Source organism: Coriobacteriia bacterium, assembly GCA_003149935.1.
Lineage (GTDB): Bacteria > Actinomycetota > Coriobacteriia > Coriobacteriales > QAMH01 > QAMH01.
The window spans coordinates 18,444-41,372 of record QAMH01000001.1 but is presented as its reverse complement, the minus strand read 5'-3'; the positions used below and the strand labels follow the sequence as shown (position 1 = coordinate 41,372).

General features: G+C 59.8%; 39 protein-coding genes. 3 read left to right on the top strand and 36 right to left on the bottom strand.

Going from position 1 to position 22,929, the window contains the following annotated elements; translation table 11 throughout:
• Window positions 1-56 precede the first annotated feature (56 nt).
• The 32 genes from DBY20_00270 to DBY20_00115 all read right to left on the bottom strand — a co-directional run bounded on the left by DBY20_00270 (window position 57) and on the right by DBY20_00115 (window position 17,645).
• Window positions 57-833: a tRNA pseudouridine(38-40) synthase TruA gene (locus DBY20_00270; GenBank protein ID PWL80320.1), complete on the bottom strand. Its 777-nt coding sequence runs from the start codon at window positions 831-833 to the stop codon at window positions 57-59.
• 11 nt (window positions 834-844) lie between these two features.
• Entirely contained in the window at window positions 845-1,684 is an 840-nt protein-coding gene (locus DBY20_00265; GenBank protein ID PWL80319.1) for an energy-coupling factor transporter transmembrane protein EcfT, read from the bottom strand.
• 27 nt (window positions 1,685-1,711) lie between these two features.
• A complete protein-coding gene (locus tag DBY20_00260; GenBank protein ID PWL80318.1) occupies window positions 1,712-2,464 on the bottom strand; it encodes a 50S ribosomal protein L17 in 753 nt (250 codons plus the stop codon).
• A 15-nt stretch (window positions 2,465-2,479) separates the two neighbouring features.
• Window positions 2,480-3,421: a DNA-directed RNA polymerase subunit alpha gene (locus DBY20_00255; protein ID PWL80317.1), complete on the bottom strand. Its 942-nt coding sequence runs from the start codon at window positions 3,419-3,421 to the stop codon at window positions 2,480-2,482.
• A gap of 45 nt (window positions 3,422-3,466) precedes the next feature.
• Complete coding sequence (locus DBY20_00250) at window positions 3,467-4,060, bottom strand: 30S ribosomal protein S4 (protein ID PWL80316.1); 594 nt, start codon at window positions 4,058-4,060, stop codon at window positions 3,467-3,469.
• Between the two features lie 19 nt (window positions 4,061-4,079).
• Complete coding sequence (locus DBY20_00245; protein ID PWL80315.1) at window positions 4,080-4,478, bottom strand: 30S ribosomal protein S11; 399 nt, start codon at window positions 4,476-4,478, stop codon at window positions 4,080-4,082.
• A gap of 13 nt (window positions 4,479-4,491) precedes the next feature.
• Window positions 4,492-4,863: a 30S ribosomal protein S13 gene (locus tag DBY20_00240; protein ID PWL80314.1), complete on the bottom strand. Its 372-nt coding sequence runs from the start codon at window positions 4,861-4,863 to the stop codon at window positions 4,492-4,494.
• A gap of 14 nt (window positions 4,864-4,877) precedes the next feature.
• Window positions 4,878-4,991, bottom strand: a complete 114-nt coding sequence (locus DBY20_00235; GenBank protein PWL80313.1) for a 50S ribosomal protein L36 — start codon at window positions 4,989-4,991, stop codon at window positions 4,878-4,880.
• A 128-nt stretch (window positions 4,992-5,119) separates the two neighbouring features.
• Entirely contained in the window at window positions 5,120-5,338 is a 219-nt protein-coding gene (locus tag DBY20_00230) for a translation initiation factor IF-1 (protein PWL80312.1), read from the bottom strand.
• 89 nt (window positions 5,339-5,427) lie between these two features.
• Window positions 5,428-6,195 carry a type I methionyl aminopeptidase gene (gene map, locus DBY20_00225; GenBank protein ID PWL80311.1) on the bottom strand — a complete coding sequence of 256 codons (768 nt, stop codon included), beginning with the start codon at window positions 6,193-6,195 and terminating at the stop codon, window positions 5,428-5,430.
• 5 nt (window positions 6,196-6,200) lie between these two features.
• Entirely contained in the window at window positions 6,201-6,827 is a 627-nt protein-coding gene (locus tag DBY20_00220) for an adenylate kinase (protein ID PWL80310.1), read from the bottom strand.
• 15 nt (window positions 6,828-6,842) lie between these two features.
• Window positions 6,843-8,132, bottom strand: a complete 1,290-nt coding sequence (locus DBY20_00215) for a preprotein translocase subunit SecY (GenBank protein PWL80309.1) — start codon at window positions 8,130-8,132, stop codon at window positions 6,843-6,845.
• A 2-nt stretch (window positions 8,133-8,134) separates the two neighbouring features.
• Window positions 8,135-8,575, bottom strand: a complete 441-nt coding sequence (locus DBY20_00210; protein PWL80308.1) for a 50S ribosomal protein L15 — start codon at window positions 8,573-8,575, stop codon at window positions 8,135-8,137.
• Between the two features lie 111 nt (window positions 8,576-8,686).
• Window positions 8,687-8,878, bottom strand: a complete 192-nt coding sequence (locus DBY20_00205) for a 50S ribosomal protein L30 (GenBank protein ID PWL80307.1) — start codon at window positions 8,876-8,878, stop codon at window positions 8,687-8,689.
• A complete protein-coding gene (locus DBY20_00200) occupies window positions 8,878-9,423 on the bottom strand; it encodes a 30S ribosomal protein S5 (GenBank protein ID PWL80306.1) in 546 nt (181 codons plus the stop codon). The genes DBY20_00205 and DBY20_00200 overlap by 1 nt, the downstream gene beginning before the upstream one ends.
• A gap of 12 nt (window positions 9,424-9,435) precedes the next feature.
• Window positions 9,436-9,804, bottom strand: coding sequence for a 50S ribosomal protein L18 (locus DBY20_00195; protein ID PWL80305.1), 369 nt, complete (start codon window positions 9,802-9,804; stop codon window positions 9,436-9,438).
• Between the two features lie 51 nt (window positions 9,805-9,855).
• Window positions 9,856-10,395, bottom strand: a complete 540-nt coding sequence (locus DBY20_00190; GenBank protein PWL80304.1) for a 50S ribosomal protein L6 — start codon at window positions 10,393-10,395, stop codon at window positions 9,856-9,858.
• Between the two features lie 22 nt (window positions 10,396-10,417).
• A complete protein-coding gene (locus DBY20_00185; protein ID PWL80303.1) occupies window positions 10,418-10,816 on the bottom strand; it encodes a 30S ribosomal protein S8 in 399 nt (132 codons plus the stop codon).
• A 102-nt stretch (window positions 10,817-10,918) separates the two neighbouring features.
• Entirely contained in the window at window positions 10,919-11,104 is a 186-nt protein-coding gene (locus tag DBY20_00180) for a type Z 30S ribosomal protein S14 (protein ID PWL80302.1), read from the bottom strand.
• A 102-nt stretch (window positions 11,105-11,206) separates the two neighbouring features.
• Window positions 11,207-11,749, bottom strand: coding sequence for a 50S ribosomal protein L5 (locus tag DBY20_00175; protein PWL80301.1), 543 nt, complete (start codon window positions 11,747-11,749; stop codon window positions 11,207-11,209).
• 239 nt (window positions 11,750-11,988) lie between these two features.
• Window positions 11,989-12,306: a 50S ribosomal protein L24 gene (locus tag DBY20_00170; GenBank protein ID PWL80300.1), complete on the bottom strand. Its 318-nt coding sequence runs from the start codon at window positions 12,304-12,306 to the stop codon at window positions 11,989-11,991.
• A gap of 17 nt (window positions 12,307-12,323) precedes the next feature.
• A complete protein-coding gene (locus DBY20_00165) occupies window positions 12,324-12,692 on the bottom strand; it encodes a 50S ribosomal protein L14 (protein PWL80299.1) in 369 nt (122 codons plus the stop codon).
• 28 nt (window positions 12,693-12,720) lie between these two features.
• Window positions 12,721-12,981 (bottom strand): 30S ribosomal protein S17, encoded by a 261-nt coding sequence (locus DBY20_00160; GenBank protein ID PWL80298.1) that lies wholly within the window; start codon window positions 12,979-12,981, stop codon window positions 12,721-12,723.
• A gap of 19 nt (window positions 12,982-13,000) precedes the next feature.
• Window positions 13,001-13,213, bottom strand: coding sequence for a 50S ribosomal protein L29 (locus DBY20_00155; GenBank protein PWL80297.1), 213 nt, complete (start codon window positions 13,211-13,213; stop codon window positions 13,001-13,003).
• Entirely contained in the window at window positions 13,214-13,759 is a 546-nt protein-coding gene (locus DBY20_00150) for a 50S ribosomal protein L16 (GenBank protein ID PWL80296.1), read from the bottom strand.
• On the bottom strand, window positions 13,759-14,469 hold the full coding sequence (locus tag DBY20_00145; protein PWL80295.1) for a 30S ribosomal protein S3: 711 nt from the start codon (window positions 14,467-14,469) through the stop codon (window positions 13,759-13,761). Before DBY20_00145 ends, DBY20_00150 begins: the two co-directional genes overlap by 1 nt.
• 5 nt (window positions 14,470-14,474) lie before the next feature.
• On the bottom strand, window positions 14,475-14,816 hold the full coding sequence (locus DBY20_00140; GenBank protein PWL80294.1) for a 50S ribosomal protein L22: 342 nt from the start codon (window positions 14,814-14,816) through the stop codon (window positions 14,475-14,477).
• Window positions 14,817-14,827: 11 nt separating this feature from the next.
• A complete protein-coding gene (locus DBY20_00135; protein PWL80293.1) occupies window positions 14,828-15,088 on the bottom strand; it encodes a 30S ribosomal protein S19 in 261 nt (86 codons plus the stop codon).
• Between the two features lie 15 nt (window positions 15,089-15,103).
• Window positions 15,104-15,934 carry a 50S ribosomal protein L2 gene (locus DBY20_00130; protein PWL80292.1) on the bottom strand — a complete coding sequence of 277 codons (831 nt, stop codon included), beginning with the start codon at window positions 15,932-15,934 and terminating at the stop codon, window positions 15,104-15,106.
• A gap of 165 nt (window positions 15,935-16,099) precedes the next feature.
• Entirely contained in the window at window positions 16,100-16,387 is a 288-nt protein-coding gene (locus tag DBY20_00125) for a 50S ribosomal protein L23 (protein ID PWL80291.1), read from the bottom strand.
• Window positions 16,387-17,010 carry a 50S ribosomal protein L4 gene (locus DBY20_00120; protein PWL80290.1) on the bottom strand — a complete coding sequence of 208 codons (624 nt, stop codon included), beginning with the start codon at window positions 17,008-17,010 and terminating at the stop codon, window positions 16,387-16,389. Before DBY20_00120 ends, DBY20_00125 begins: the two co-directional genes overlap by 1 nt.
• Window positions 17,011-17,024: 14 nt before the next feature.
• On the bottom strand, window positions 17,025-17,645 hold the full coding sequence (locus DBY20_00115) for a 50S ribosomal protein L3 (GenBank protein ID PWL80289.1): 621 nt from the start codon (window positions 17,643-17,645) through the stop codon (window positions 17,025-17,027).
• A 439-nt stretch (window positions 17,646-18,084) separates the two neighbouring features.
• Between DBY20_00115 and DBY20_00110 the strand changes: the two genes are divergently transcribed.
• From DBY20_00110 to DBY20_00100, 3 genes are all read left to right on the top strand, one after another.
• Complete coding sequence (locus DBY20_00110; GenBank protein PWL80288.1) at window positions 18,085-18,396, top strand: RelB/DinJ family addiction module antitoxin; 312 nt, start codon at window positions 18,085-18,087, stop codon at window positions 18,394-18,396.
• On the top strand, window positions 18,397-18,879 hold the full coding sequence (locus DBY20_00105) for a PIN domain nuclease (protein PWL80287.1): 483 nt from the start codon (window positions 18,397-18,399) through the stop codon (window positions 18,877-18,879).
• A 61-nt stretch (window positions 18,880-18,940) separates the two neighbouring features.
• The gene (locus DBY20_00100) at window positions 18,941-19,264 is read left to right on the top strand and encodes a hypothetical protein (GenBank protein ID PWL80286.1); all 324 of its coding nucleotides are present in this window, start codon (window positions 18,941-18,943) and stop codon (window positions 19,262-19,264) included.
• Between the two features lie 111 nt (window positions 19,265-19,375).
• Here DBY20_00100 and DBY20_00095 read toward each other — a convergent pair whose 3' ends face one another.
• From DBY20_00095 to DBY20_00080, 4 genes are read right to left on the bottom strand one after another with little or no spacing between them, the layout of a single operon-like run.
• Window positions 19,376-19,690: a 30S ribosomal protein S10 gene (locus DBY20_00095; protein PWL80285.1), complete on the bottom strand. Its 315-nt coding sequence runs from the start codon at window positions 19,688-19,690 to the stop codon at window positions 19,376-19,378.
• Window positions 19,691-19,725: 35 nt separating this feature from the next.
• The gene (fusA, locus tag DBY20_00090) at window positions 19,726-21,837 is read right to left on the bottom strand and encodes an elongation factor G (protein ID PWL80284.1); all 2,112 of its coding nucleotides are present in this window, start codon (window positions 21,835-21,837) and stop codon (window positions 19,726-19,728) included.
• A 12-nt stretch (window positions 21,838-21,849) separates the two neighbouring features.
• Window positions 21,850-22,320, bottom strand: a complete 471-nt coding sequence (locus DBY20_00085) for a 30S ribosomal protein S7 (GenBank protein ID PWL80283.1) — start codon at window positions 22,318-22,320, stop codon at window positions 21,850-21,852.
• Window positions 22,321-22,339: 19 nt separating this feature from the next.
• A complete protein-coding gene (locus DBY20_00080) occupies window positions 22,340-22,714 on the bottom strand; it encodes a 30S ribosomal protein S12 (protein ID PWL80282.1) in 375 nt (124 codons plus the stop codon).
• Window positions 22,715-22,929 lie beyond the last annotated feature (215 nt).

The window sequence follows — 22,929 nt, the reverse complement described above, 5'->3', positions numbered from 1 at the left end:
AGGTACATCTGTCTCATTTGCGTTGCAATGAGACAGATGTACCTGTCCAATGTGTCTCATCCATAGTTCACGTGCCAGAAGGTGAGGCCACAGGCGGGGGCGGTTTCGCCCGCAGCGCTGCGATCGCACGCCGCCAGAACCTCGGCGACCCAATCGGGATCGCGATGCCCAGCGCCCACCTGAACAAGCGTGCCAACGATGGTGCGCACCATCGAATGCAAGAAGGCGTTACCGATGACCTTTATCACGAGGCATTCCTCCCCCATCTGCTCTTCAAGCTCGATGGACACCTCGTTCACGCAACGCATGGTTGTCTTGCCCTCGGCACTTGCCGCCTTGCAAAAGGACTTGAAGTCATGCTCGCCGATGAGATGGGTGGCGCCCTGGCGCATGGCCTCGATATCAAGCAAGCCCTTGCGCCACCAGGCGTAGCGACGCAAGAACAGCGGCGGCACCGAGCCCGTCACGATGCGATACCGATACTCGCGACTCCTGGCATCAAAGCGAGCGGAAAACGTGGGCACATCAAATCGTACGTTCTTGATGGCAATGTCGTCGGGCGTGAGCGCGTTGAGCGATATGACGAGGCGCGATGGCGTGATACCCTCGAATTCGGCTTCATCAAGCACGCATGACACGACCTGTCCGAGCGCATGCACACCCGCATCCGTGCGGCCCGCGCACACCGTTTCGACGGGATGCCGAAAGTAGGTTGCAAGCGCCCGTTCGAGCTCGCCTTGAATCGTGACGACATGCTCGTCCTTCTGCTTAGCAAACCCTGCATATGCCGTGCCGTCATAGGCGATGGTGAGCACGAGCGATTGCTGTGACATCTCCGCCTCCCTCACAAGAACACGCAGAGTGCGACGATTGCAACAATGCCGATGATGAGCGTCGCGACGTCTGCCCCGGAAAGCGTTGTCGCATTCATGCGCGTGCGGCGTCCGCCCGCATAGCAGCGCGCGTCCATGGCATCCGCCAGATCATCGGCACGTCTGAAGAGGCGCACAAAGAGCGGAATGAAGACGGGGATCCATGCCTTGAGACGCACGAAGAGATTGCCATCATCGAAGTTGGCGCAACGCGCCTTCTGGGCAAGCTGAATCATCTGCGCCTCCCGCGCCGTCGTGGGGATAAAACGCAGGGCAATCGATATCATCATCGCAATGTCATCGACCGGCACGCCAAAACGCCTTAAGGGCCCAAAGATGCGCAGCATCGCATCGGTGAGCTCCATCATCGATGACGTGAAGGTGAGCAGCGAGCAGATGAGCACGAGCAGCACGATGCGCAGGGCGAAGAAAAGGCCACGTGCCAGGCCATCAAGCGTGATGCCGAAGCTGCCAAAGAGCACCCACTGCTGCGTAAGCCCCAAGGAGCCCGCCTGACTCAAGCCCGGCGCCGCCGCCGAACCCAAACTGATACTGAATGCATGCACGACGATGGTGAACACCAGAATGAAGATGATGGGGATGAGGCCACGCGCCGCTTTAGTGACGGGGATATGCGCCATCATATAGAGCATCGCCACGAACGCCGTGACGATAAGCAGTCCCAGCCAGCTCTCGACGAAGAAGACTGCAATAGAAAAAACGCAGGCCAAGATAATCTTGACCTGCGCATTCAAAGCGTGGACGGGACTCGTGCCGGGAATATAGGTGCCAAAGGCAAGCGCCTGCGCCATCTTTACCCCCGATACGCACTCTGGCCGTTACTCAGCCTCGTGCTTCTCCGACTCCTCGACGGTCTCCTCAAAGGCAGCCTCGTCACCGGCAACGGGATTGACGTCGTCGATAAGCTCCTTCTCCTCCTCAGCGACCTCTTCCTTGATCTTCTCGATGTTCTCGGCCTCGGCCTTTGCGACCTCTGCCTCCTGCTCCTCGAGAACGGCCTCTTCGATGGAAGCCTCATCCTCGGCCTTCTCGGCCTCGACGGCGTCCTCGCGGACATCGGTCTCGGCATCGGCGTCGATGCGATCGGCCTCGCCCTCGGCGAACTCCTCGATGTCGTCCTTCTTGTCCTCGGTCTTAGCGGCCTTCTTGGCGGCAGGCTTCTTCTTGCTGCTCTTGGCAGGCTTGTCATCGGCCTTGGCCTTCGGGGTGACGGCCTCTTCGACGAGCTCGAGAATCGCCATGGGGGCATTGTCGCCCTTGCGCGGACCAAGCTTCAGGATGCGCGTATAGCCACCGTTGCGGTCGGCCCACATGCCCTGCTCGGCCTTCTCGAAGACCTCGCGGACGAGCTCCTTGTCGCCCAGGGCGGCGATGGCCAGACGACGAGAGTGCAGGTCGCCCTTCTTGGCCCAGGTGATGATGCGATCGATAGTGCCGCGGACTTCCTTGGCACGCGTGACCGTGGTCTTGATGCGGTCGTTGGTGAACAACGCAACCGCAAGGTTCTTCTTCATGGCCTTGGTATGGCTGGCGTCGGTGCCCAGCTTGCGGCCCTTCTTGTAATGCCTCATTGAATCTCCTACGTACTAAAGCTTCAAGCTGAGGTCCATCGACTGAAGCTTGTCCTTAACCTCTTCGATGGACTTGGCGCCGAAGTTGCGGATGTTGAGCAGGTCGTTCTCGGAATACTCGACCAGCTGACGCACCGAATGGATGCCGGCGCGCTTCAGGCAGTTGTACGAGCGAACCGACAGATCGAGATCCTCGATCTGCTTCTCGAGCTCGGTGTTCTTGCTCGGGCCCTCGGGGGCGAAGATGCTCGTCACCTCGACCTCCTCGTTGCTCTCGTCGAGCGAGAGGAAGGCCATCATGTGCTGGTTGATGATGTTGGCGGACTGGCAGACGGCATCGACGGGGCTGATGGCGCCGTTGGTCTCGACCTCGAGAATGAGCTTGTCGTAGTCGGTGCGCTGTGCGACACGGGTATCCGTGACGTCCATGGTGCAACGACGAATCGGCGAGAACAGCGAGTCGACATGGATGATGCCGATGGGATCCTCCGGGCGCTTGTTGCGCTCGGCGGGGACGTAGCCGCGGCCAACGCCGATGCGGACCGACATCTCAAGCTGCGCGCCCTCAGAGAGCGTCGCGATGACGTGATCCGGATTGATTAGCTGGAACTCGGTGGGAACTTCCAGATCGGCGCCCGTGACCACGCAGGGGCCCTGCGCGGAAAGCGTGGCGGTAGCCTCTTCGCCACCAGCGAAGGGAGCGAAGACCAGGCCTTTGATATTCAAAACAATGTCGGTGACATCCTCGACAACGCCGGGAGCGGACGTGAACTCGTGCTGCACGCCCTCGATCTTGATGGCGGTTGCCGCAGCGCCGTCCAGGGAGGACAGCAGGACACGACGCATACCATTGCCGAGCGTCTGGCCGTAGCCGCGCTCGAGCGGCTCCATGACGAACCGCGCAATGTTGTCATCGACTTGCTCGACGGTGATATTGGGCTTCATGAACTCAGTCATTAAGTAGCCTCCTCGAGACTTTAATCGGATAGGACAGGGTAAGAATTACTTCGAGTAGAGCTCGACGATGAGCTGCTCCTGGATATCCAAGTCGATTTGGTCTCGTGTCGGCAGCGAGATGACGTTGCCCTGCAGCTTCTCGATGTCAACCTCGAGCCAGGCGGGAACCTGAACGCGCTCGTTGGAGATGAGGGCGCTCTTGATCACGAGAAGCTCCTTGGCTGCCGGGGCGATTGCCACGAGATCGCCGGGGCTCACGCGATACGACGGGATGTCGACGTGCTTGCCGTTAACCGTGATGTGACCGTGTGTGACCGTCTGACGGGCCTCCTTGCGCGTACGCGCAAAACCCAGGCGGAACACGACGTTGTCGAGACGGGACTCGAGAATCCTCATGAGGTTCTCGCCCGTAACGCCCTGCATGCGGCGAGCCTTGTGGAAGTAGCCGCGGAATTGCTTCTCGAGTACACCATAGATGAACTTGGCCTTCTGCTTCTCACGAAGCTGGCGGCCGTACTCGCTCTCCTGACGACGGCGCTGCTTGGGCTGCTTCTTGGATTCCTTGGTATAGCCTAAAACGATGGGATCGATGCCAAGCTGGCGGCAGCGCTTCAGAACCGGGGTCCTGTTAATTGCCATGACGTATTACCTTTCTAAGCTAGACGCGACGACGCTTGACCTGACGGCAACCGTTGTGCGGAATGGGCGTGCAGTCCTGGATGCTCGCAACTTCCAGACCAGCTGCCTGGAGCGAGCGGATGGCGGTCTCGCGGCCGGAACCGGGACCCTTCACGAACACGGAAACCTTCTTGAGGCCGTGCTCCATGGCCATCTTGGCGGCCTTCTCGGCAGCCATCTGCGCCGCGAACGGCGTGGACTTGCGGGAACCCTTGAATCCAACCGTGCCAGCGGACTGCCAGGAAATGACGTTGCCGCGGGTATCGGTAATGGAAACGATCGTGTTATTGAACGTGCTCTTGATGTGAGCCTGACCAACCGTGATGTTCTTGCGGTCTGCGCGACGAACGCGGGTCGTGTTCTGTTGCTTCTTAGCCATGTTGTCCTCTCACCTAGCCCCTCTTCTTAGCGCCGATCTGGCGACGCGGACCCTTGCGGGTACGAGCGTTGGTGTGAGTACGCTGACCACGAACAGGCAGGCCACGACGATGGCGCAGGCCACGATAGCAGCCGATCTCCATCAGTCGCTTGATGTTCTGCGACGTCTCGCGACGCAGGTCACCCTCGACCGTGTAGTTCGCATCGATATTGTCACGAAGCTTGACGACCTCTTCTTCGGTGAGGTCGCGCACGCGCGTGTCAGGATTAACGCCGGTCTCCTCGCAAATCTTCTTTGCGCGGGTCAGACCGATACCATAAATGTAAGTCAGACCAATCTCCACGCGCTTATCGCGCGGAAGGTCGACACCGAGTATACGAGCCAATGTCGCTCCCCCTCTTAGCCTTGACGCTGCTTATGGCGCGGATTCTCGCAAATCACGAACACCTTGCCATGACGCCTGATGATCTTGCACTTATCGCACATCTTCTTTACTGAAGGACGTACTTTCATGATGTCCTTACCTTTCCGAAAGTGTTTACACTTCGTTTTTATCGTTACGCCCAGCCGCAGGCGGTAATTTTCTTGCTCAGACGACAGGGGTGCCCAGGCACCCCACGCATTGCGGCATGCCGCAATCCTTACTTATAGCGATAGGTGATCCTGCCACGGTCGAGGTCGTACGGCGAAAGCTCCACCGTCACCTTGTCACCCGGAAGGATCTTGATGTAATGCATGCGCATCTTGCCTGAGATATGGGCCAGAACCTGATGGCCATTCTCAAGCTCGACTTTGAACATCGCGTTGGGGAGCGGCTCGATGACCTTTCCCTCTAGTTCAATGGCACCCTCTTTGCTCACGAATACAACTCTCCCATTTGAATTACGGCAAACGTAATGAAACATACTACTTCAAACGAAGCGGCAATTCCAGATTTTTTTGCAAACGTTTATTTGGTCAGGACGAGCGGGCCATCTTTGGTGATGGCTATGGTTCGCTCGAAGTGCGCTGCGGGCTTTCCATCGCACGTGACGACTCCCCACCCATCCGAGATGGTACGCACGCGCGGAGACCCGCTCACTGCCATCGGCTCAATTGCGATGACCATACCTTCCTCGAGCTTCACGCCCTGGCCGGGAACGCCATAGTTGAGGACGTTGGGAGGCTCGTGCATTCTGCGCCCGATGCCATGGCCCGAATACTCGCGAATCACGCTGAAGCCCGCATCTTCGATGGCCTTCTGTATCGCATGTCCGATATCACCCAGATGGTTTCCGGGAAACGCCTGGTCAATACCCGCCCACATAGCCGCAAGCGTCGTAGAGAGGAGATCCTGATGCTGTTTGTCATGCGTGCCGACAATGAAGGTCTCGGCATTATCGCCAACCCAGCCATCGACAATCGCGCCCGTATCGATCGAGACAACATCGCCATCTTCGAGAATGACATCGGGACTCGGAATGCCGTGCACTACCATGTCGTTCACCGAGGCGCAGATAGTGGCGGGAAAGCCGCCGTATCCCTTGAACGCCGGGGTTCCACCTGCTTCGACGATGCACTTCTCGGCAGCCGCATCGAGCTCGGCCGTACTCACACCTGGCCTCATAAGCGAACCGACCACCTCGAGCGCTTGCGCACTCAGGTGGCCGGCTGCCTTCATTGCATCAATTTGGGCAGGCGATTTAATCTTGACGCCGTCGCGGCGAAAGCGCTTCATGACGGCTATTTGCCAATCGCCGTCTTGAGATCCTCGAAGACCATATCGGGAGACTGTCCACCATCGAGCTCGATGAGGATGCCGTTGCCACGATAGTAGTCGATGAGCGGGCTCGTCGACTTCTCGTAGACGGCAAGACGATTGCGGACCGTCTCCTCGTTGTCGTCGGCGCGCTGGTACATCTCGCCGCCGCACTTGGGGCAGACAGCGCCCGTCTCGACCGTTCCGGGGTAACCGCAATCGCGGCAGACGCGACGTTGCGACATGCGCGCGATGAGCGCCTCGGGATCGACCTCGAGGGCAATGGCGTAATCGAGCTTCTGGCCCAGGTTGGCAAGCACGCTATCGAGCGCAACTGCCTGGGCCGGCGTGCGCGGAAAGCCGTCAAGCAGGAAGGATGCCTCGGGGTCAGCCTTGAGCCTTTCCTCGACCAAACCGATGACAACCTCGTCGGGCACAAGCTCTCCGGCGTCCATGTAGGACTTCGCCTTGAGGCCGAGCTCAGTGCCCTCCTTGACGGCGGCGCGAAGCAGATCTCCCGTGGAAAGGTGCGTGAAGCCGAACTCATCGACGAGACGTGCGGATTGAGTTCCCTTCCCAGCGCCCGGAGCGCCCAGGAGTACGATATTCATAACAATCTCCTCAGTCTATTTGAAGAAGCCGTCGTAGTTGTGCATCTTCAACTGGCTCTCCAGCTTGGTCATCGTGTCAAGCGCAACGCCGACCATGATGAGCACGGAGGTGCCACCGAACAGCTGGATCAGGGTGTTACCCGTGAACGAGTACAGGATGGACGGGATGATCGCGATGGCCGCAAGGAACATCGCACCCGGAAGCGTGATGCGGTTGATCACGTTCTTGATGTACTGCACGGTCGCACCACCCGGACGCACGCCCGGGATGAAGCCGCCGTTGTTCTTCAGGTTATCCGCCGTCTCCTGCGGGTGATAGATCATCGACGTGTAGAAGTACGCGAAGAAGACGATCAGACCAAAGGTCAGGATCCAGTTACCCCAACCGGCCGAGCAGAAGTTGGCGACAGCCTGCAGCCAACCCGCGTCGCTGAAGAACGCGGCGATCTGGGCAGGCAGGTACAGCAGAGCAGACGCGAAGATGATGGGAATGACGCCCGAACCGTTAACCTTGAACGGCAGGTACGTGGACTGGCCACCCATGACCTTGCGACCCACGACGCGCTTGGAGTACTGCACCGGAATGCGGCGCTGACCACGCTCGATGAAGACGATGCCCGGAATCGTAATGAGAATCACGGCGATGATGAGCACCGTCATGAGAATGCCCTGCATCTGATCGGTGGCATTCTGAATCGAATCAAGCAGCGCGCTTGGGAGTCGCGCGATGATGTTCGCGAAGATGATGAGCGACATGCCGTTGCCGATGCCGCGCTGCGTGATGAGCTCGCCCATCCACATGATGAGCGCCGTGCCCGCCACGAGCGTGACGATGATGATCGTGCTGATGAGCCATGTGGGCATGCCCGTCGTGGAGAAGTCGACGCCGAAGGCGTTCTGGAACAGAACCAGGTAGCCGATGGCGTTGATCAGGCCAAGCACGAGCGTGAGATAACGCGTGATGCGCGTGACCTTGCGCTGTCCAGCCTCGCCCTCCTTCTGCCAGCGCTGCAAGGCGGGAATGATGCCCTGCATGAGCTGCATGATGATGGACGCGGTGATGTAGGGCATGATGCCGAGCGAAAACACCGAGAAGTACTCGAGTGCGCCACCTGAGAACAGGTTGAGCATGAGCAGGCCGGCGTTCGTGCTCGTGTCGCGGAAGTTCGACACGAGGTCGGCAAACGGGATGCCGGGGACGGGGATAAACGAGCCAACACGGTACAGCGCTATGATTGCCAGGGTGAAGAAGATCTTGTGACGAAGCTCCTTCACCTTCATTGCGTTAATGAGTGCGTTGAGCACGGCTACTCGACCCTTCCTCCGGCCGCTTCAATCTTGGCCTTAGCAGAAGCGGAAACCTTGTCGACCTGAACCGTCAGTGCCTTGGAAATCTCGCCGTCGCCGAGAACCTTAACGAGTGCATCGGCATGCTTGATGATGCCCTTCTCGACAAGCGTCTCGCCGTTGACGGTCTCGCCAGCAGCGTACTTCTCGTTGAGACGACCGACGTTGACCGGCACGTACTCCTTGCGGTTGATGTTGCGGAAACCGGGGAGCTTGGGAAGGCGCATCGCGAGCGGCGTCTGGCCACCCTCGAAACCGGGGCCCTTGGTGCCACCGGCACGCGAGGCCTGGCCGTTCATGCCGCGACCGGACGTACCGCCGTGACCGGAACCATGGCCGCGACCTACGCGCTTGCGCTTCTTCGTCGAGCCCTCGGCTGGTTTGAGTTCAGAAAGATCCATGATGTCTCCTTTTTCGCATTCATCCGCCTGATGCGGATGAAGCCGGCTGCTCGCCGCCGGCTGACTTCCTCATCGTGGGCTGCACCCGATGATGCAGCCCATCAATACGTGCTAGATGTTCTCGACCTCGATCAGGTGCTTGACCTTGAAGATCATGCCCCTGATGGCATCGTTGTCGACCTGCTCGACCGTGGAGCCGATCTTGCCCAGGCCCAGGGCCTTGAGCGTTGCGGCCTGGTCCTTCTTGTAGCCAATCGAGCTCTTCACCTGCGTCAGGCGCAGCGTCTTCTTTGCGTTAGCCATTACTGAGCCTTCTTTCCGTAGATTTCAGCAACGGTCATATCGCGGCGCTTCGCAACCTGCTGCGGGCTCTGGAGCTCCTTGAGACCCTCGGCGGCCGCCTTGACGATGTTCATCGCGTTGTCGGTGCCGAGCGACTTGGACAGCACGTCCTTGACGCCAGCGAGCTCGAGCAGAGCGCGGACCGGGCCGCCGGCGATAACGCCGGTACCGGGCGTGGCCGGCTTGAGCAGCACGCGACCAGCTGAAAACTCACCGATGACCTCGTGCGGGATGGTGCCCTCCTCGGTCAGTGGGACCTTGAACATGTTCTTCTTCGCGTCCTCGACGCCCTTGCTGATAGCGATGGGCACCTCAGCGGACTTGCCCATGCCAACACCCACGTTGCCGTTGTGATCGCCAACGACGACGAGCGCGGTCAGACCAAAGCGACGACCACCCTTGACGACCTTGGAAACGCGGTTGATGTAGACGACGCGCTCTTCGAGTTCGGGAGCCTGCTGTGCAGCCTGCCTGTTTGACTTCCTGTTGTTAGGCCTCTGTGCCATGTTTCCCTCCCCCTAAAACTTCAGGCCGGCTTCGCGAGCGCCCTCGGCGAGCGCCTTCACACGGCCATGGTAGAGATTGCCACCGCGGTCGAACACGACCTCGCCGATACCCGCATTGAGGGCACGCTGGGCGATGAGCTTGCCCACCTCGGCAGCACCTTCGATATTGCCACCATGCTTGCCGGTGGCCTTGACCTTCTCGTCAAGCGAGGACGCGCTTGCCAGCGTGACAGCAGCGACATCGTCGATGACCTGAGCGTAGATGTTGGAATTGGAACGCGTCACGCGTAGGCGCGGGCGCTCGGACGTACCCGAAACCTTGCCACGCACACGGCGCTGGCGACGTTGCAGTTTCGCCTTCTTTGCCTTGAGCTTATCCATACTGAACCGTTCTCCTTGTAATTAACCGGCGCAACGACCGGCGTACGTTTACTACTTGGCAGCCTTGCCCTCTTTGCGGCGGATATGCTCGCCCTGGTAGCGAATGCCCTTGCCCTTGTACGGCTCGGGCTTGCGGTACGCGCGGATGTCCGCGGCGACCTGGCCAACCAGCTGCTTGTCAATGCCACTGATGTTGATGATCGTGGGCTCGGGGCACTCGAACGTGATGCCGTCGATGGCATCGACGACGACAGGATGCGAGAAGCCGAGCGTCATCTCGAGCTTGCCACCCTTGAGTGCGGCACGATAGCCAACGCCGACGAGCTCGAGCGTCTTGGAATAGCCCTCGCTCACGCCAATGACCATGTTGTTGATGAGAGAACGGGTCAGGCCATGCATCGCGCGATTCTCGCGTGCATCGTTGGGGCGCTCGACGACGATGGAGCCGTCCTCGCCCAGGCTGATGGCCATATTCTCGTTGAAGGTCTGGGTGAGTTCACCCTTGGGACCCTTGACGGTAACGGTGTTGCCGTCGATCTTTACCTCGACTCCGGCGGGAACCGGAACGGGCAGCTTGCCAATACGCGACATGCGATTGCTCCTTTCTCGGTTCTTACCAGACGTATGCCAGGACCTCGCCGCCGACGCCGGCAATGCGGGCATCGCGATCGGTCATGACACCTTTGGACGTGGAAATGATGGCAGTGCCGAGACCACCCAGAACGCGGGGGAGCTCGTTCTTGCCAGCATAGATGCGAAGACCGGGCTTAGAAATGCGGCGCAGGCCACGAATGACCTTCTCCTTCTTGTCCCCGTACTTCAGCGTGATGAAAAGCTCGTCCTGGGGAGCCTTCGAGATGATCTCGTACTCCGTGATATAGCCCTCTTGCTTCATGATGCGAGCTATCTCGACGAGCTTTCGCGAAGACGGCATGGAAACCGTCTCCTTGTTCGCAGTGTTCGCGTTTCTAATACGCGTGAGCATGTCTGCGATCGAATCGGTCGTGCTCATTGATTCCTCCTATGGTTCGTTGATGACTGCTCTCAAGCGGTTCGCGTCCACCCGTGATGGCCGCGCCTATCTCAAGGCAGCCCAGCGTCTACGTGGCTTGCCTTACCAGCTCGCCTTGCGGACACCGGGGAGTTCGCCTTTAAGGGCAAGTTCACGCAAGCAGATTCGGCACAGACCGAACTTGCGATAGACCGAATGCGGCCTGCCGCAGCGGTTGCAACGCGTATACGCGCGCGTGCTGAACTTCGGCTTACGCTTTGCCTTGGCGATCATCGATTTCTTTGCCAATGCTCATCCTTTCCTGTTCGCGGGAAAACCATATCTCCCGCTAAACTCCGATTGCTGCACGTAAAAACGCACAGCAATCGAATATTCTACCTTATTCTCCTACTAAGCCGCAAACGGGAATCCGAAAGCGGTGAGAAGCGCCTTGCCCTCTTCGTCGGTCTTGGCAGTCGTCACGAACGTGATATCCATGCCGCGGGTGCGGTCGACCTTGTCGTAGTCGATCTCCGGGAAGATGATCTGCTCGGTAACGCCCATGGAATAGTTGCCATGGCCATCGAAGCTGTTCGCGGGAAGACCGCGGAAGTCGCGGATGCGGGGAATCGCGGCCGCGATGAGGCGATCGAAGAACTCGTACATGCGGTCGCCGCGCAACGTGACCTTGGCGCCAATTGGCATGCCGGCACGCAGCTTGAAGGTTGCGATGGACTTCTTGGCACGGCAGATCATCGGCTGCTGGCCGGTGATGACGCGCAGATCCTCGACAGCTGCATCGATGAGCTTGCTGTCGGTCGCAGCCTCGCCCACACCCATGTTGACGACGATCTTCTCGAGCTTGGGGATGTCGTTGACGTTAGCGATGCCGAGCTCTTCCTTGAGCTTCGGAGCGAGCTCCTTGTAGTACTTCTCTTTGAGACGTGGTGCCATGTTTCTAACTCCTTCGAGATTTAAGGCGGGGTTTCCGACCTCGCCCCCTTCAGATGAAGGGCCTGTTTAACCTGTGATCTAGCATGAATTTCAACGAGTCTGGTGCAGAGGCGGAAAACCTCGCACTAAATCCGTTGTCGCTAGCGGCTAACGCAGCGTGCTGGATTGGCGAGAACTGAGGAGCGAAGCGTGCATGCGGCACGTGAGCTCCTCAGTGAACGCCAAGACGGTGCGTTGCGTTAGTCGATAGCCTTTCCGCATTTCTTGCAGACGCGTTGCTTACCGTCCTCGTCGACCTTGAAGCCGATGCGAGTCGGCAGACCACACGACGGGCAGACCAGCATGACGTTGGAGACGTCGATAGCCGCCTCGCGGGTGTCGATGCCGCCATTGGGGTTGGCTTGGGTCGGGCGAAGCGCCTTGTGCACCAGGTTAACGCCCTGGACGGTCACGCGGCCCTTCTCGGGAAAGGCAAAGAGAACCTCGCCCTGTGCGCCCTTGTCCTTGCCAGCGATGACCTTGACGGTATCGCCTGTCTTGATGTTCATCTTCGTCATCTTCTTCTCACCTTCCCCTAAAGCGTCTCGGGTGCGAGGGAGACGATCTTCATGAACTTGCGGTCACGCAGCTCGCGGGCGACGGGCCCGAAAACGCGCGTGCCGCGGGGAGCGCCGGAATCGTCAACCACGACGGCGGCGTTCTCATCGAACTTGATGTAGGAGCCGTCCTTGCGACGGACCTCCTTCTTGAGACGGACGATGACGCAACGAACGACGTCGCCCTTCTTGACCTGACTGTTGGGGGCTGCCTCCTTGACGCTGCAGACGATGATGTCGCCCAGGCCAGCGTAGCGGCGCTTGGAGCCGCCGAGGACCTTGATGCACTGAACCTTCTGTGCACCGCTGTTGTCAGCAACAGTCAGCATTGATTGCATCTGAATCATGGGAATACCTTCCTGCTACTCTAGCTGACTACTTGGCCTTCTCGACGATGTCGAGCAGGCGCCAGCGCTTCTGCTTGGAGAGCGGACGAGTCTCCATGATGCGGACGGTATCGCCCACACCGGCCTCGTTGCCCTCGTCATGCGCGTGGAACTTCTTGGTGGTGGTGATCATCTTGCCGTAGACGCGGTGCGGCTTGCGCTCCTCAATCTGCACGACGATGGTCTTGTCGTTTGTAGCCGAGACGACGACGCCCTGGCGAACCTTACGACGATTACGCTCTTCGTTCATTTAAGCTTCGCTCCTTTCCTTAAGCGGTCGCTTCGGCTGCAGCGCGAATCTCGCGTGCACGCAGCTCGGTGCAAATACGGGCAATGTCCTTCTTGACGACCTTCACGCGCGCGGTGTTGTCCAGCTGGCTCGTGGCCATCTGGAAGCGCAGGTTAAAGAGCTCGGTGCGCGCCTCGGTCAGCTTGTCGTTGAGGTCGTCGGTAGTGAGCTCGCGAATCTCTGCAGGCTTCATTTACTCGTCGCCTCCTTCTTCCTCAGTGGTGGCGGCAGCGGGGGCAGCTGCAGCGGTGCTCTCCTTGGCAGCCTTGGAGCGGCCACGAGCGGAATCCTTGGCATGGGCCTTGGCGTACTCCGCAGCGCGCTCGGCGGCATCCTCGCGAATCACCATCTTGCACTTGATGGGCAGCTTGTTGATGGCAAGACGCATGGCCTCGCGGGCATCGTCGGGCTGGACGCCATCGATCTCGAACATGATGCGACCGGGCTTGACGACGGCCACCCACTCTTCGGGATTGCCCTTGCCGGAACCCATGCGGGTCTCTGCCGGCTTCTTGGTGATGGGCTTGTCCGGGAAGATCGTGATCCACACGCGACCGCCACGCTTCATGTAGCGAGTCATGGCGATACGAGCGGCCTCGATCTGGCGGTTGGTAATCCAATGCGACTCGAGCGCCTGGATACCGTAGGAGCCAAAGTTGAGGTTGTTGCCTCCCTTGGACTTACCCTTCATGGAGCCGCGCTGGACCTTGCGGTGCTTGATGCGCTTGGGCATTAACATTAGCGATCCCTCCTCTCGCCACGACGGCCACGGCCGCGACGCTGGGCGGACGTGCCCTCGAGCGCAGGATTCTTCTTGTCCTGGCCGGGAAGGACCTCGCCGTAGTAGACCCAGACCTTGATACCGCAGGAACCCATCGTGGTATGGGCGGTGGCAAAGCCGTAATCGATCATTGCGCGCAGAGTGTGCAGGGGCACGCGACCCTCGCGGTACCACTCGCGACGGCTCATCTCGGCGCCACCGAGGCGACCGGAGCACTGGATACGGATGCCCTGAGCACCCGACTTGCGCGCGGACTGCACGGCCTTGCGCATGGCACGACGGAACGCAACGCGTCCCTCGAGCTGCTCGGCGATGGACTGCGCGATGAGATTCGCGTCGAGCTCGGGGCGCTTGACCTCGATGACCTCAACGCTCACATGGCCGCCGGAGATCTTCTCGAGCTCCTTGCGAAGCACGTCAACCTCGGCGCCCTTCTTGCCGATAACGATGCCAGGACGGGCGGTCGTGATGATGACCTTGATCTTGTCGCCAGCTCGCTCGATCTCCACGCGAGAAAGGGCGGCATTGCTGAGCTTCTTCTCGACGTACTTGCGCAGCTTGAGATCGTTCTCGAGCGTGGCGGCGTAGTCGTTACCCGCATACCAGCGGCTGCGCCAATCCTCGGTGATGCCGAGGCGGAAGCCTGTCGGCTTAACTTTCTGACCCATGACCCTTACGCCTCCTCTCGCGTAGCTACGATGATGGTGATGTGGCTCGTGCGCTTCATGATGGGGCTTGCGGAACCCTTGGCGCGCGGGCGATAACGCTTTATGGTCGGACCCTCGTCAACGTAGGCAGCCTTGACTACCAGGTTCTCCGGGCGCACGCCGTACTTGTTCTCGGCGTTGGCAGCCGCAGACGATACGACCTTGGAGACGACCTCGGAAATGGCGCGCTCGTTGAAGCGCAGGATGTCGAGCGCGTCGACAACCTCCTTGCCGCGAATCTTGTCGACGACGATGCGAGCCTTGCGCGGAGAAACGCGCACGTACTTTGCAACAGCCTTAGCTTGCATTTGCGCTCCTCCTAATCTTTCTTATGGGCGCGGAACGTGCGGGACGGGGAGAACTCGCCCAGCTTGTGTCCGACCATCGACTCGGTGACATAGACGGGGACGTGGCGACGACCATCGTGCACGGCGATGGTGTGACCCACCATCTCGGGGAAGATCGTCGAAGAACGGCTCCAGGTCTTGATGACGTTTTTCTCGCCAGCCTCGTTCATCGCAATGATGCGCTCGAGGAGGCGCGGCTCCACATAGGGGCCCTTTTTGAGACTTCTACTCACGGTTATCTCCTTCGATTACTTCTTGCGACGGCGGATGATGAGCCTACCCGACGCCTTCTTGGGGTTACGCGTACGATGACCCTTGGTGGGAACACCCCACGGGGTAACCGGATGGCGACCAGCGGACTTGTTCTTGCCCTCGCCACCACCATGCGGATGGTCGACGGGGTTCATGACGGTACCGCGGACGGTAGGACGCACGCCCATCCAACGCTTGCGACCGGCCTTGCCGATGCGGATGTTGGAGTGCTCGGCGTTGCCGACCTCGCCGACGGTGGCGCGGCAGTCGAGCAGCACGCGACGCATCTCGGAGCTCGGCATGCGCAGGATGGCGTAGCCGCCCTCCTTGCCCATGAGCTGAATGCTCGTGCCAGCGCTGCGAGCCATGGCGGCACCCTTGCCCGGCTGGAACTCGACGGCATGCACGAGCGTACCGACGGGGATATTGGCCAGCGGCAGGGCATTGCCCGGCTTGATGTCGGCCTCGGGACCGGACTCGACGGTATCGCCGACCTTCAAGCCCTTGGGCTGCAGAATGTACGCCTTGGCACCATCTGCATAGTTGAGCAGCGCGATGCGCGCGGAACGATTCGGGTCGTACTCGATGGACGCGACCTTGGCCGGGATGCCATCCTTGCGACGCTTGAAGTCGATCTTGCGATACTTGCGCTTGTGACCGCCACCCTGATGACGGGTCGTGATGCGACCATAGTTATTGCGGCCGGCCTTCTTGGGCAACGGCTCCAGCAGCGACTTCTCGGGGGTCGTCGTCGTGATCTCTGCGAAATCAGAGACCGTCTGGAAACGACGTCCCGGGGAAGACGGCTTGTACTTCCTTACTCCCATGAACTAACTCCTTTGCTCCGATGGCCGCTCAACCGCTATGGGAACGGAGATGGTGCATCTCCATACGGTTGTCGACTCCGGACTTACCACGGTGCCGGGTGGCTCCACATCGAGCGCTCGACACCCTTAAAGCCTCCCCGCACCAAGGGGAAACTCAGTAACCGATTAATCCTGGCTTGCGAACAGCTCGATCTTGTCACCCTCGGCGAGCGTGACGATGGCCTTCTTCCAGGTACGCGTGCGACCCTGCACATAGCGCTGACGCTTGGGCTTGGACTTCACGTTGGCGGTGTTCACCTTGGTGACGTGCACGTTGAAGATCTCCTCGATTGCCTTGGCAATCTCGATCTTGCTAGCAGTCTTGGCGACCTCGAACGTGTAGCGGTTGAAGTCCTGCATATCAAACGAACGCTCGGTGATGATCGGGCGGATGATGATCTGACGTGCCTCCATTAGCTCAGCACCTCCTGAACATACTCGACGGCGTCCTTGGTCATAACCAGAGACCCGTTGTCGAGCAGGTCGTAGGTGTTGGACTCGGAAGCGCCGATGACGCGAACCTTCTCGAGGTTACGGAAGGAAAGGAACGAGTTGACATCCTCATCGTTGACGACGACGGTGACGCGACCCTTGCAACCGAGGGCCTCGAGGGCCTTGGCAGCAGCCTTGGTCGAGGGCTTGTCGAAGTTGAAGCCGTCGACGACAAAGAGCTCGTCTGCCGCGAGCTTGCCGGAAAGCACGGAGGCCATGGCGAGCTTGACGACCTTGTTGTTCACACGGAAGGCATAGGAACGGGGATGCGGACCGAAGACAACGCCACCATGACGGAACTGAGCGGCGCGCGTCGTGCCCTGGCGAGCACGGCCGGTGCCCTTCTGGCGGAACGGCTTGCGGCCACCGCCGGAAACCTGACCACGCGTCTTGGTGTCGTGCGTACCCTGGCGACGAGCTGCCATCTGGCTGCGAACAACCTGATGGATGCATGCGCCGTTGGGCTCGATGGCGAAGATGCCATCGGAGACCTCGATCGTGCCCGCAGACTTGCCAGCGGAGTCAGTGATCTTGATTTGTGCCATTGATCTGCCCTCCTCTAAGCCATGCGGATCTGAACGAGAGCGCCCTTGCCACCGGGAACGGCACCCTTGACCAACAGAAGATTGTTCTCCTCGTCCACGCGCACCAGCTTGAGGTTGCGAACCGTAACGCGGTCGCAGCCCATGTGGCCGGGAAGACGCAGACCCTTGAGAACGCGCGCGGGGTACGCGCACATGCCCACCGAACCGGGAGCGCGGTGGAAGTGGTGACCGTGGCCACCGGGACCGCCAGCAAAACCGTAGCGCTTGATGACGCCGGCGAAGCCCTTGCCCTTGCTTACGCCCGTAACATCGACCTTGTCGACATCGTTGAATGCCTCGACGGTGAGCGTGTCACCGACTGCATGCTCGGAGGCATCCTCAACGCGGACCTCGCGCAGGTAGCGCATGGGAGCTACGCCCGCCTTGGCGAAGTGGCCCTGCATGGGCTTGTTGACCTTCTTTTCCTTGATGTCACCAAAACCGATCTGGACGGCCTCGTAGCCATCGGTCTCGGTGGTCTTGACCTGCGAGATAACGCAGGGGCCAGCCTGGATGACAGTCACGGGGACGATGGTGTCGTCTTCGCCCCAGACTTGCGTCATACCCAGCTTGCGGCCGAGAATCGTGTTGACCATTACCAACCTTACTGTCAGGCGATCTTGAGGCGGAAAGCATCTGGCTTTCTCTCAGCGGATCGCGGCTTCGAGCCTCCTCCCTTTGCACGTGAGATTTGCGCCAGGAGATAGACACACTGCGTCAAAATGCACAGCGTTCGATATATTACCCCACCTGCAGGACGAAAGCCAGAAGTATTTTGGGAGGATGCGGGCATCGCAGCGACAGCCGGACACGGAAGAAACTTGCGTCCTGCCGGAGAGTGCGCGCAGGCAGGACGCCTCGCTCCGACGGTCGCTTCCCGACAGCCCGCTTCGCGGTCTTTACGGCGCGCTCCCTTGTACCTCCGCTCGACAGCCTGCCTGCGCGCACATATGTCGGCGGATGCCAGGTATCTGACGTATTTTGCTTGCGCAGCGTGCTATACTGAATGTTGTACATACAACGATTGGAGTCGTCATGGCAGACGCAATGGTCACGGGAAGGATGTCACAGGCGAAGAAGCGAGCGGGCAACAGCGTGCTCAATTCACTGGGCATGAGCGCATCGCAGGCCATCAATCAGCTCTATGACTACCTCATCGCACAGAACGCGACCCCCTTCGAGAGAGCTTCGGCCAAGCCGGCAAACAACGCGCAGCTACACGAGGCGCTCGCCTTCGTCCAGAGCATCCCCCGGCAAAACAACTTCACCCACATGAGCGACACGGAGATAAAGCGCAGCAAACTCGCGGCGCGTGGCTTCGTTCCAAGCGATGGAAGCGAGAAATAGATGCTTGCTGGTACCCGCTTCGTTGTCGACACGAACATCCTCATCGATTACCTCGCCAAGCGGGAACCCTTCAACGCCAGGGCGGAGCTCCTCATGGCACTGGGGTATGTCAACGAGTTCGAGCTGTGGATCGGCACCTCGCAAATCAGCGACCTCATCTACGTCATGAGCGACGGGGGCAAGCCCGCGCTGACAGGCTACGTTCAGGAGACCATGCTCGCGCTCAGGAAGATGCTGCACATCTACGCGACGGATGACGACGACTACGATTGCGTTGCGCGCTGCGCCTTCGAAGATCTTGAGGACGCCTTCGTGTTCCAGACGGCGCTCAAGGTCAAGGCTGATGCCATCATCACGCGCGACAAGGACGGCTTCGCGCACTCGTCAATCAAGGTTCTCGACTGCGACGAGCTCTTCGAACAGATAGCCGAGACAAGGGGCATCGACTATGCCGAGGTGTCAGGGGCGTTTGGCTCGCAATAAGGCATACGGCGATATAATGCAAAGGCATCATCCCAAATGGCAAACAGAGGAGGTGAGGCTGATGTCGAAGAAGCATGGCAAGCGCGCAGGCAACAGGCGCAATCGCGTGCCGAAGGGCGACGTCGTCTGGCGGCAAAGCGCCGAAGAGGCAACGCTCGCGCGCAAGCCGTACTACAACGCCTTCGCGTGCGGACATGGCGTGCACGGCGACACGAAGTACAATCGCGCCAAGGAAAAGCGCACGTGGAAACGCGATCTTCAAAAAGGAGCCTCTCGGGGCTCCTTTCTTTATGGCAAGAGCATGTGGTTGGGAAAAATGCGCCGCTTGACGGCTTTAGACGGTCAAGCAGAGCGATTCTTCCCAGCTGCGAGAAAAAAGAATTGATTAAAAGCTGCTAGATAGCTCCCCCAACACAAAGAGAGCGCCGCAGGTTTCCCTGCGGACGCTCCCCTCGATAGCCGTCGCGTTAATGCGTAGCGGCGCTTGCTCTATACCCTAGAGCTTGATTTCGATGTCGACGCCAGCCGGCAGGTCGAGACGCATGAGCGAGTCGACGGTGTTGGGCGTCGGATCGAGGATGTCGATGAGGCGCTTGTGCGTGCGCATCTCGAACTGCTCGCGCGAATCCTTGTTGACGTGCGGCGAGCGGATGACGGTGTACAGGTTACGCTCGGTCGGCAGCGGGATGGGACCGCTGATGCGCGCACCGGTCTTGGCTGCGGTCTCGACGATGAGCTTGGTCGACTTGTCGACGATCTCGTGATCGTAGCCCTTGAGCCTGATGCGAATCTTTTGCTTCTTGTTGGCCACTTAACTCAAACCTCCATATATCAAGCGGATTCGCGCTACTCGGCGCTGCCGCCAGCCTTCTTGATGATCTCCTCGGACACGCTCTTGGGAACAGGGCGATAGGAGTCGAACTGCATGTTGTAGGACGCACGGCCCTGCGTGGCAGAACGCAGGTCGGTCGCGTAACCAAACATCTCGGACAGCGGAACGAGCGCGATGATGGCAGTCGCGTTGCCGCGCTCCTCCTGACCCTGAATCTGACCACGACGGGAGTTCAGGTTGCCCATGACGTCGCCCATGTACTCCTTGGGCGTCTCGACCTCGACGCTCTCGACAGGCTCGAGCAGGATCGGATCGGACTTGCGCAGGGCCTCCTTGATGGCCATGGAGCCAGCGACCTTGAATGCGGCCTCGGAGGAGTCGACATCGTGGTAGGAACCGTCGACAAGCTCGACAGCGACGTCGAGGACGGGATAACCGGCGATGACACCGCTCTGCAGAGCCTCCTCGATGCCCTTCTCGACGGACGGGATGTATTCCTTGGGAATCGCACCGCCGACGATCTTGTTCTCGAAGGTGAAGCCAGAACCCGGCTCGCCCGGACGCATGTTGATGATGGCGTCGCCGTACTGGCCGCGACCACCGGACTGGCGGACGAACTTGCCCTGAACGTTGAGGACCTCGTGACCCGGCTTCTCACGATAGGCAACACGCGGCTTGCCGACGTTTGCCTCGACCTTGAACTCGCGGGTCAGACGGTCGATAATGATTTCAAGGTGCAGCTCGCCCATGCCGGCGATGATGGTCTGGCCGGTCTCCTCGTCGGTGTGGACCTGGAAGGTCGGGTCCTCCTCGGCGAGCTTCTGCAGACCCACGGCGAGCTTGTCCTGCTCGGCCTTGGTCTTGGGCTCGACGGCGATGTCGATAACGGGATCGGGGAAATCCATGGACTCGAGGATGATGGGATGGTCCTCATCGCACAGGGACTCGCCGGTCGTCGTGTTCTTGAGGCCGACAGCTGCGACGATGTCACCCGTGGAGCAGTAATCGACGTCATGCTGCTCGTTGGAATGCATCTCGAGGATACGACCGATGCGCTCCTTCTTGCCGTTGTTGGCATTGATGACGTAGGAGCCGGAATCTAGACGGCCCGAATAGACGCGCAGGTAGGTGAGCTTGCCGACATAGGGGTCGGTCATGATCTTGAACGCCAGAGACGAGAACGGCTCCTTGTTGGAAGGCTTGCGCTCCTCCTCCTGGTCCGTGTCGGGATTGATGCCGACGACAGGCGGCACGTCGAGCGGGCTGGGCAGGTAGTCGACGACTGCGTCGAGCAGCTCCTGGACGCCCTTGTTCTTGTAGGCGGAGCCCACGAACACGAGGTTGAGGTCGTTGGCGAGAACGCCAGCGCGCAGGGCCTTCTTGAGTAGGTCGACGGGAATCTCCTCGTCCATGAGGACGAGCTCCATAAGCTCGTCGTCGTAATCGGCGGCAGCCTCGAGCAGCTCGGCGCGACGCTCCTCGACGATGTCAACGAACTCGTCGGGGATGGCGTCCATGGGCTCAGGGTAGGTCATGCCCTTGTCATCGGCTTTGAAGTCCCATGCAGTCATGGTGACGAGGTCGATGACGCCCCAGAAGTGGTCTTCCTCGCCCATGGGAACCTGAGCGGCGATGGCATGCGCACCCAGGCGATCCCTCATGGTGTCGATCGCGTGGAAGTAGTTGGCACCGATGCGGTCGTACTTGTTGATGAAGGCGATGCGAGGGACCTCGTAGCGCGAAGCCTGACGCCAGACCGTCTCGGACTGCGGCTGAACACCGGCGACGGCGTCGAACACGGCGACAGCGCCATCGAGGACGCGCAGGGAACGCTCGACCTCGGAGGTGAAGTCGACGTGGCCCGGGGTGTCGATGATCTGGATGCGATAGGGCGTGCCGTCCTTCTCCCAGAAGCACGTGGTGGCAGCAGAGGTGATGGTTACGCCACGCTCCTGCTCCTGGACCATCCAGTCCATGGTCGCAGCGCCGTCGTGGACCTCGCCGATCTTGTGGGTCTTGCCCGTGTAGTAGAGGATGCGCTCGGTCGTGGTGGTCTTGCCGGCATCAATGTGAGCCATGATGCCGATATTGCGGGTATCCTCAAGCGGAGTTTTCTTCGTTGCCATTGTGTATACCTCCTACCAGCGATAGTGAGAGAAGGCGCGATTGGACTCGGCCATCTTGTAGACGTCCTCGCGCTTCTTGACGGATGCGCCCAGACCATTGGAAGCGTCCATGATCTCGTTCGCGAGGCGCTCGGCCATGCTGCACTCCTTGCGGTCGCGCGAGTAGCCGACGATCCAGCGGATGGCGAGCGTCGTGGCACGACGGGAGTTGACCTCGGTCGGGACCTGGTACGTGGCGCCACCGACGCGGCGAGGCTTGACCTCAACCGTGGGACGGACGTTGTCCATGGCCTTCTTGAAGACGCTCAGGGGATCTTCGCCGGTCTTTGCCTCGACGATGTCAAAGGCGCCGTAGACGATGCTCTCGGCGGTCGAACGCTTGCCGTCGAGCAGGATCTTGTTGATGAGCTGCGTGACAAGGCGGTTGTTGTATACGGCATCCGGAGTAATCTCGCGGCGTACTGCAGCTGAACGACGTGGCATTTCTCAATCTCCCCTTTCTTTAGTTCTTGGGCTTCTTGGCGCCGTAGCGGCTACGGGCCTGAGCACGGTCGGACACGGAAGCGGTATCGAGCGTACCGCGGATGATCTTGTAGCGGACACCGGGAAGGTCCTTAACACGGCCGCCGCGGATGAGCACCATCGAGTGCTCCTGCAGGTTGTGACCAATGCCGGGGATGTAAGCGGTGACTTCCATGCCGTTGACAAGACGGACACGGGCAACCTTGCGAAGAGCCGAGTTCGGCTTCTTGGGGGTTGCGGTGTAGACGCGCGTGCAAACCCCACGCTTCTGGGGATTGCCCTTGAGGGCGGGCGACTTGGATTTGTCGACTGCCTTCGCGCGGCCCTTGCGGACCAACTGATTAATGGTAGGCAATGTAGTTCCTTTCGTTTTGCTACCGGTTTACCGTTGTGGTGCTTTTGCAGGTTTCAAAAGCGCAAGGCGGTAGACTACCCGTCTAATCCAAGGCTGTCAAACGCCACGCACCCGGGTGTATCCAAACTTTTTCATACTCTATCACGCACGAATCCCCTGGTCACAATGACCAGGGGATTCCCGTCTAGATATCACAGCCGAAAACGCTTGACAAT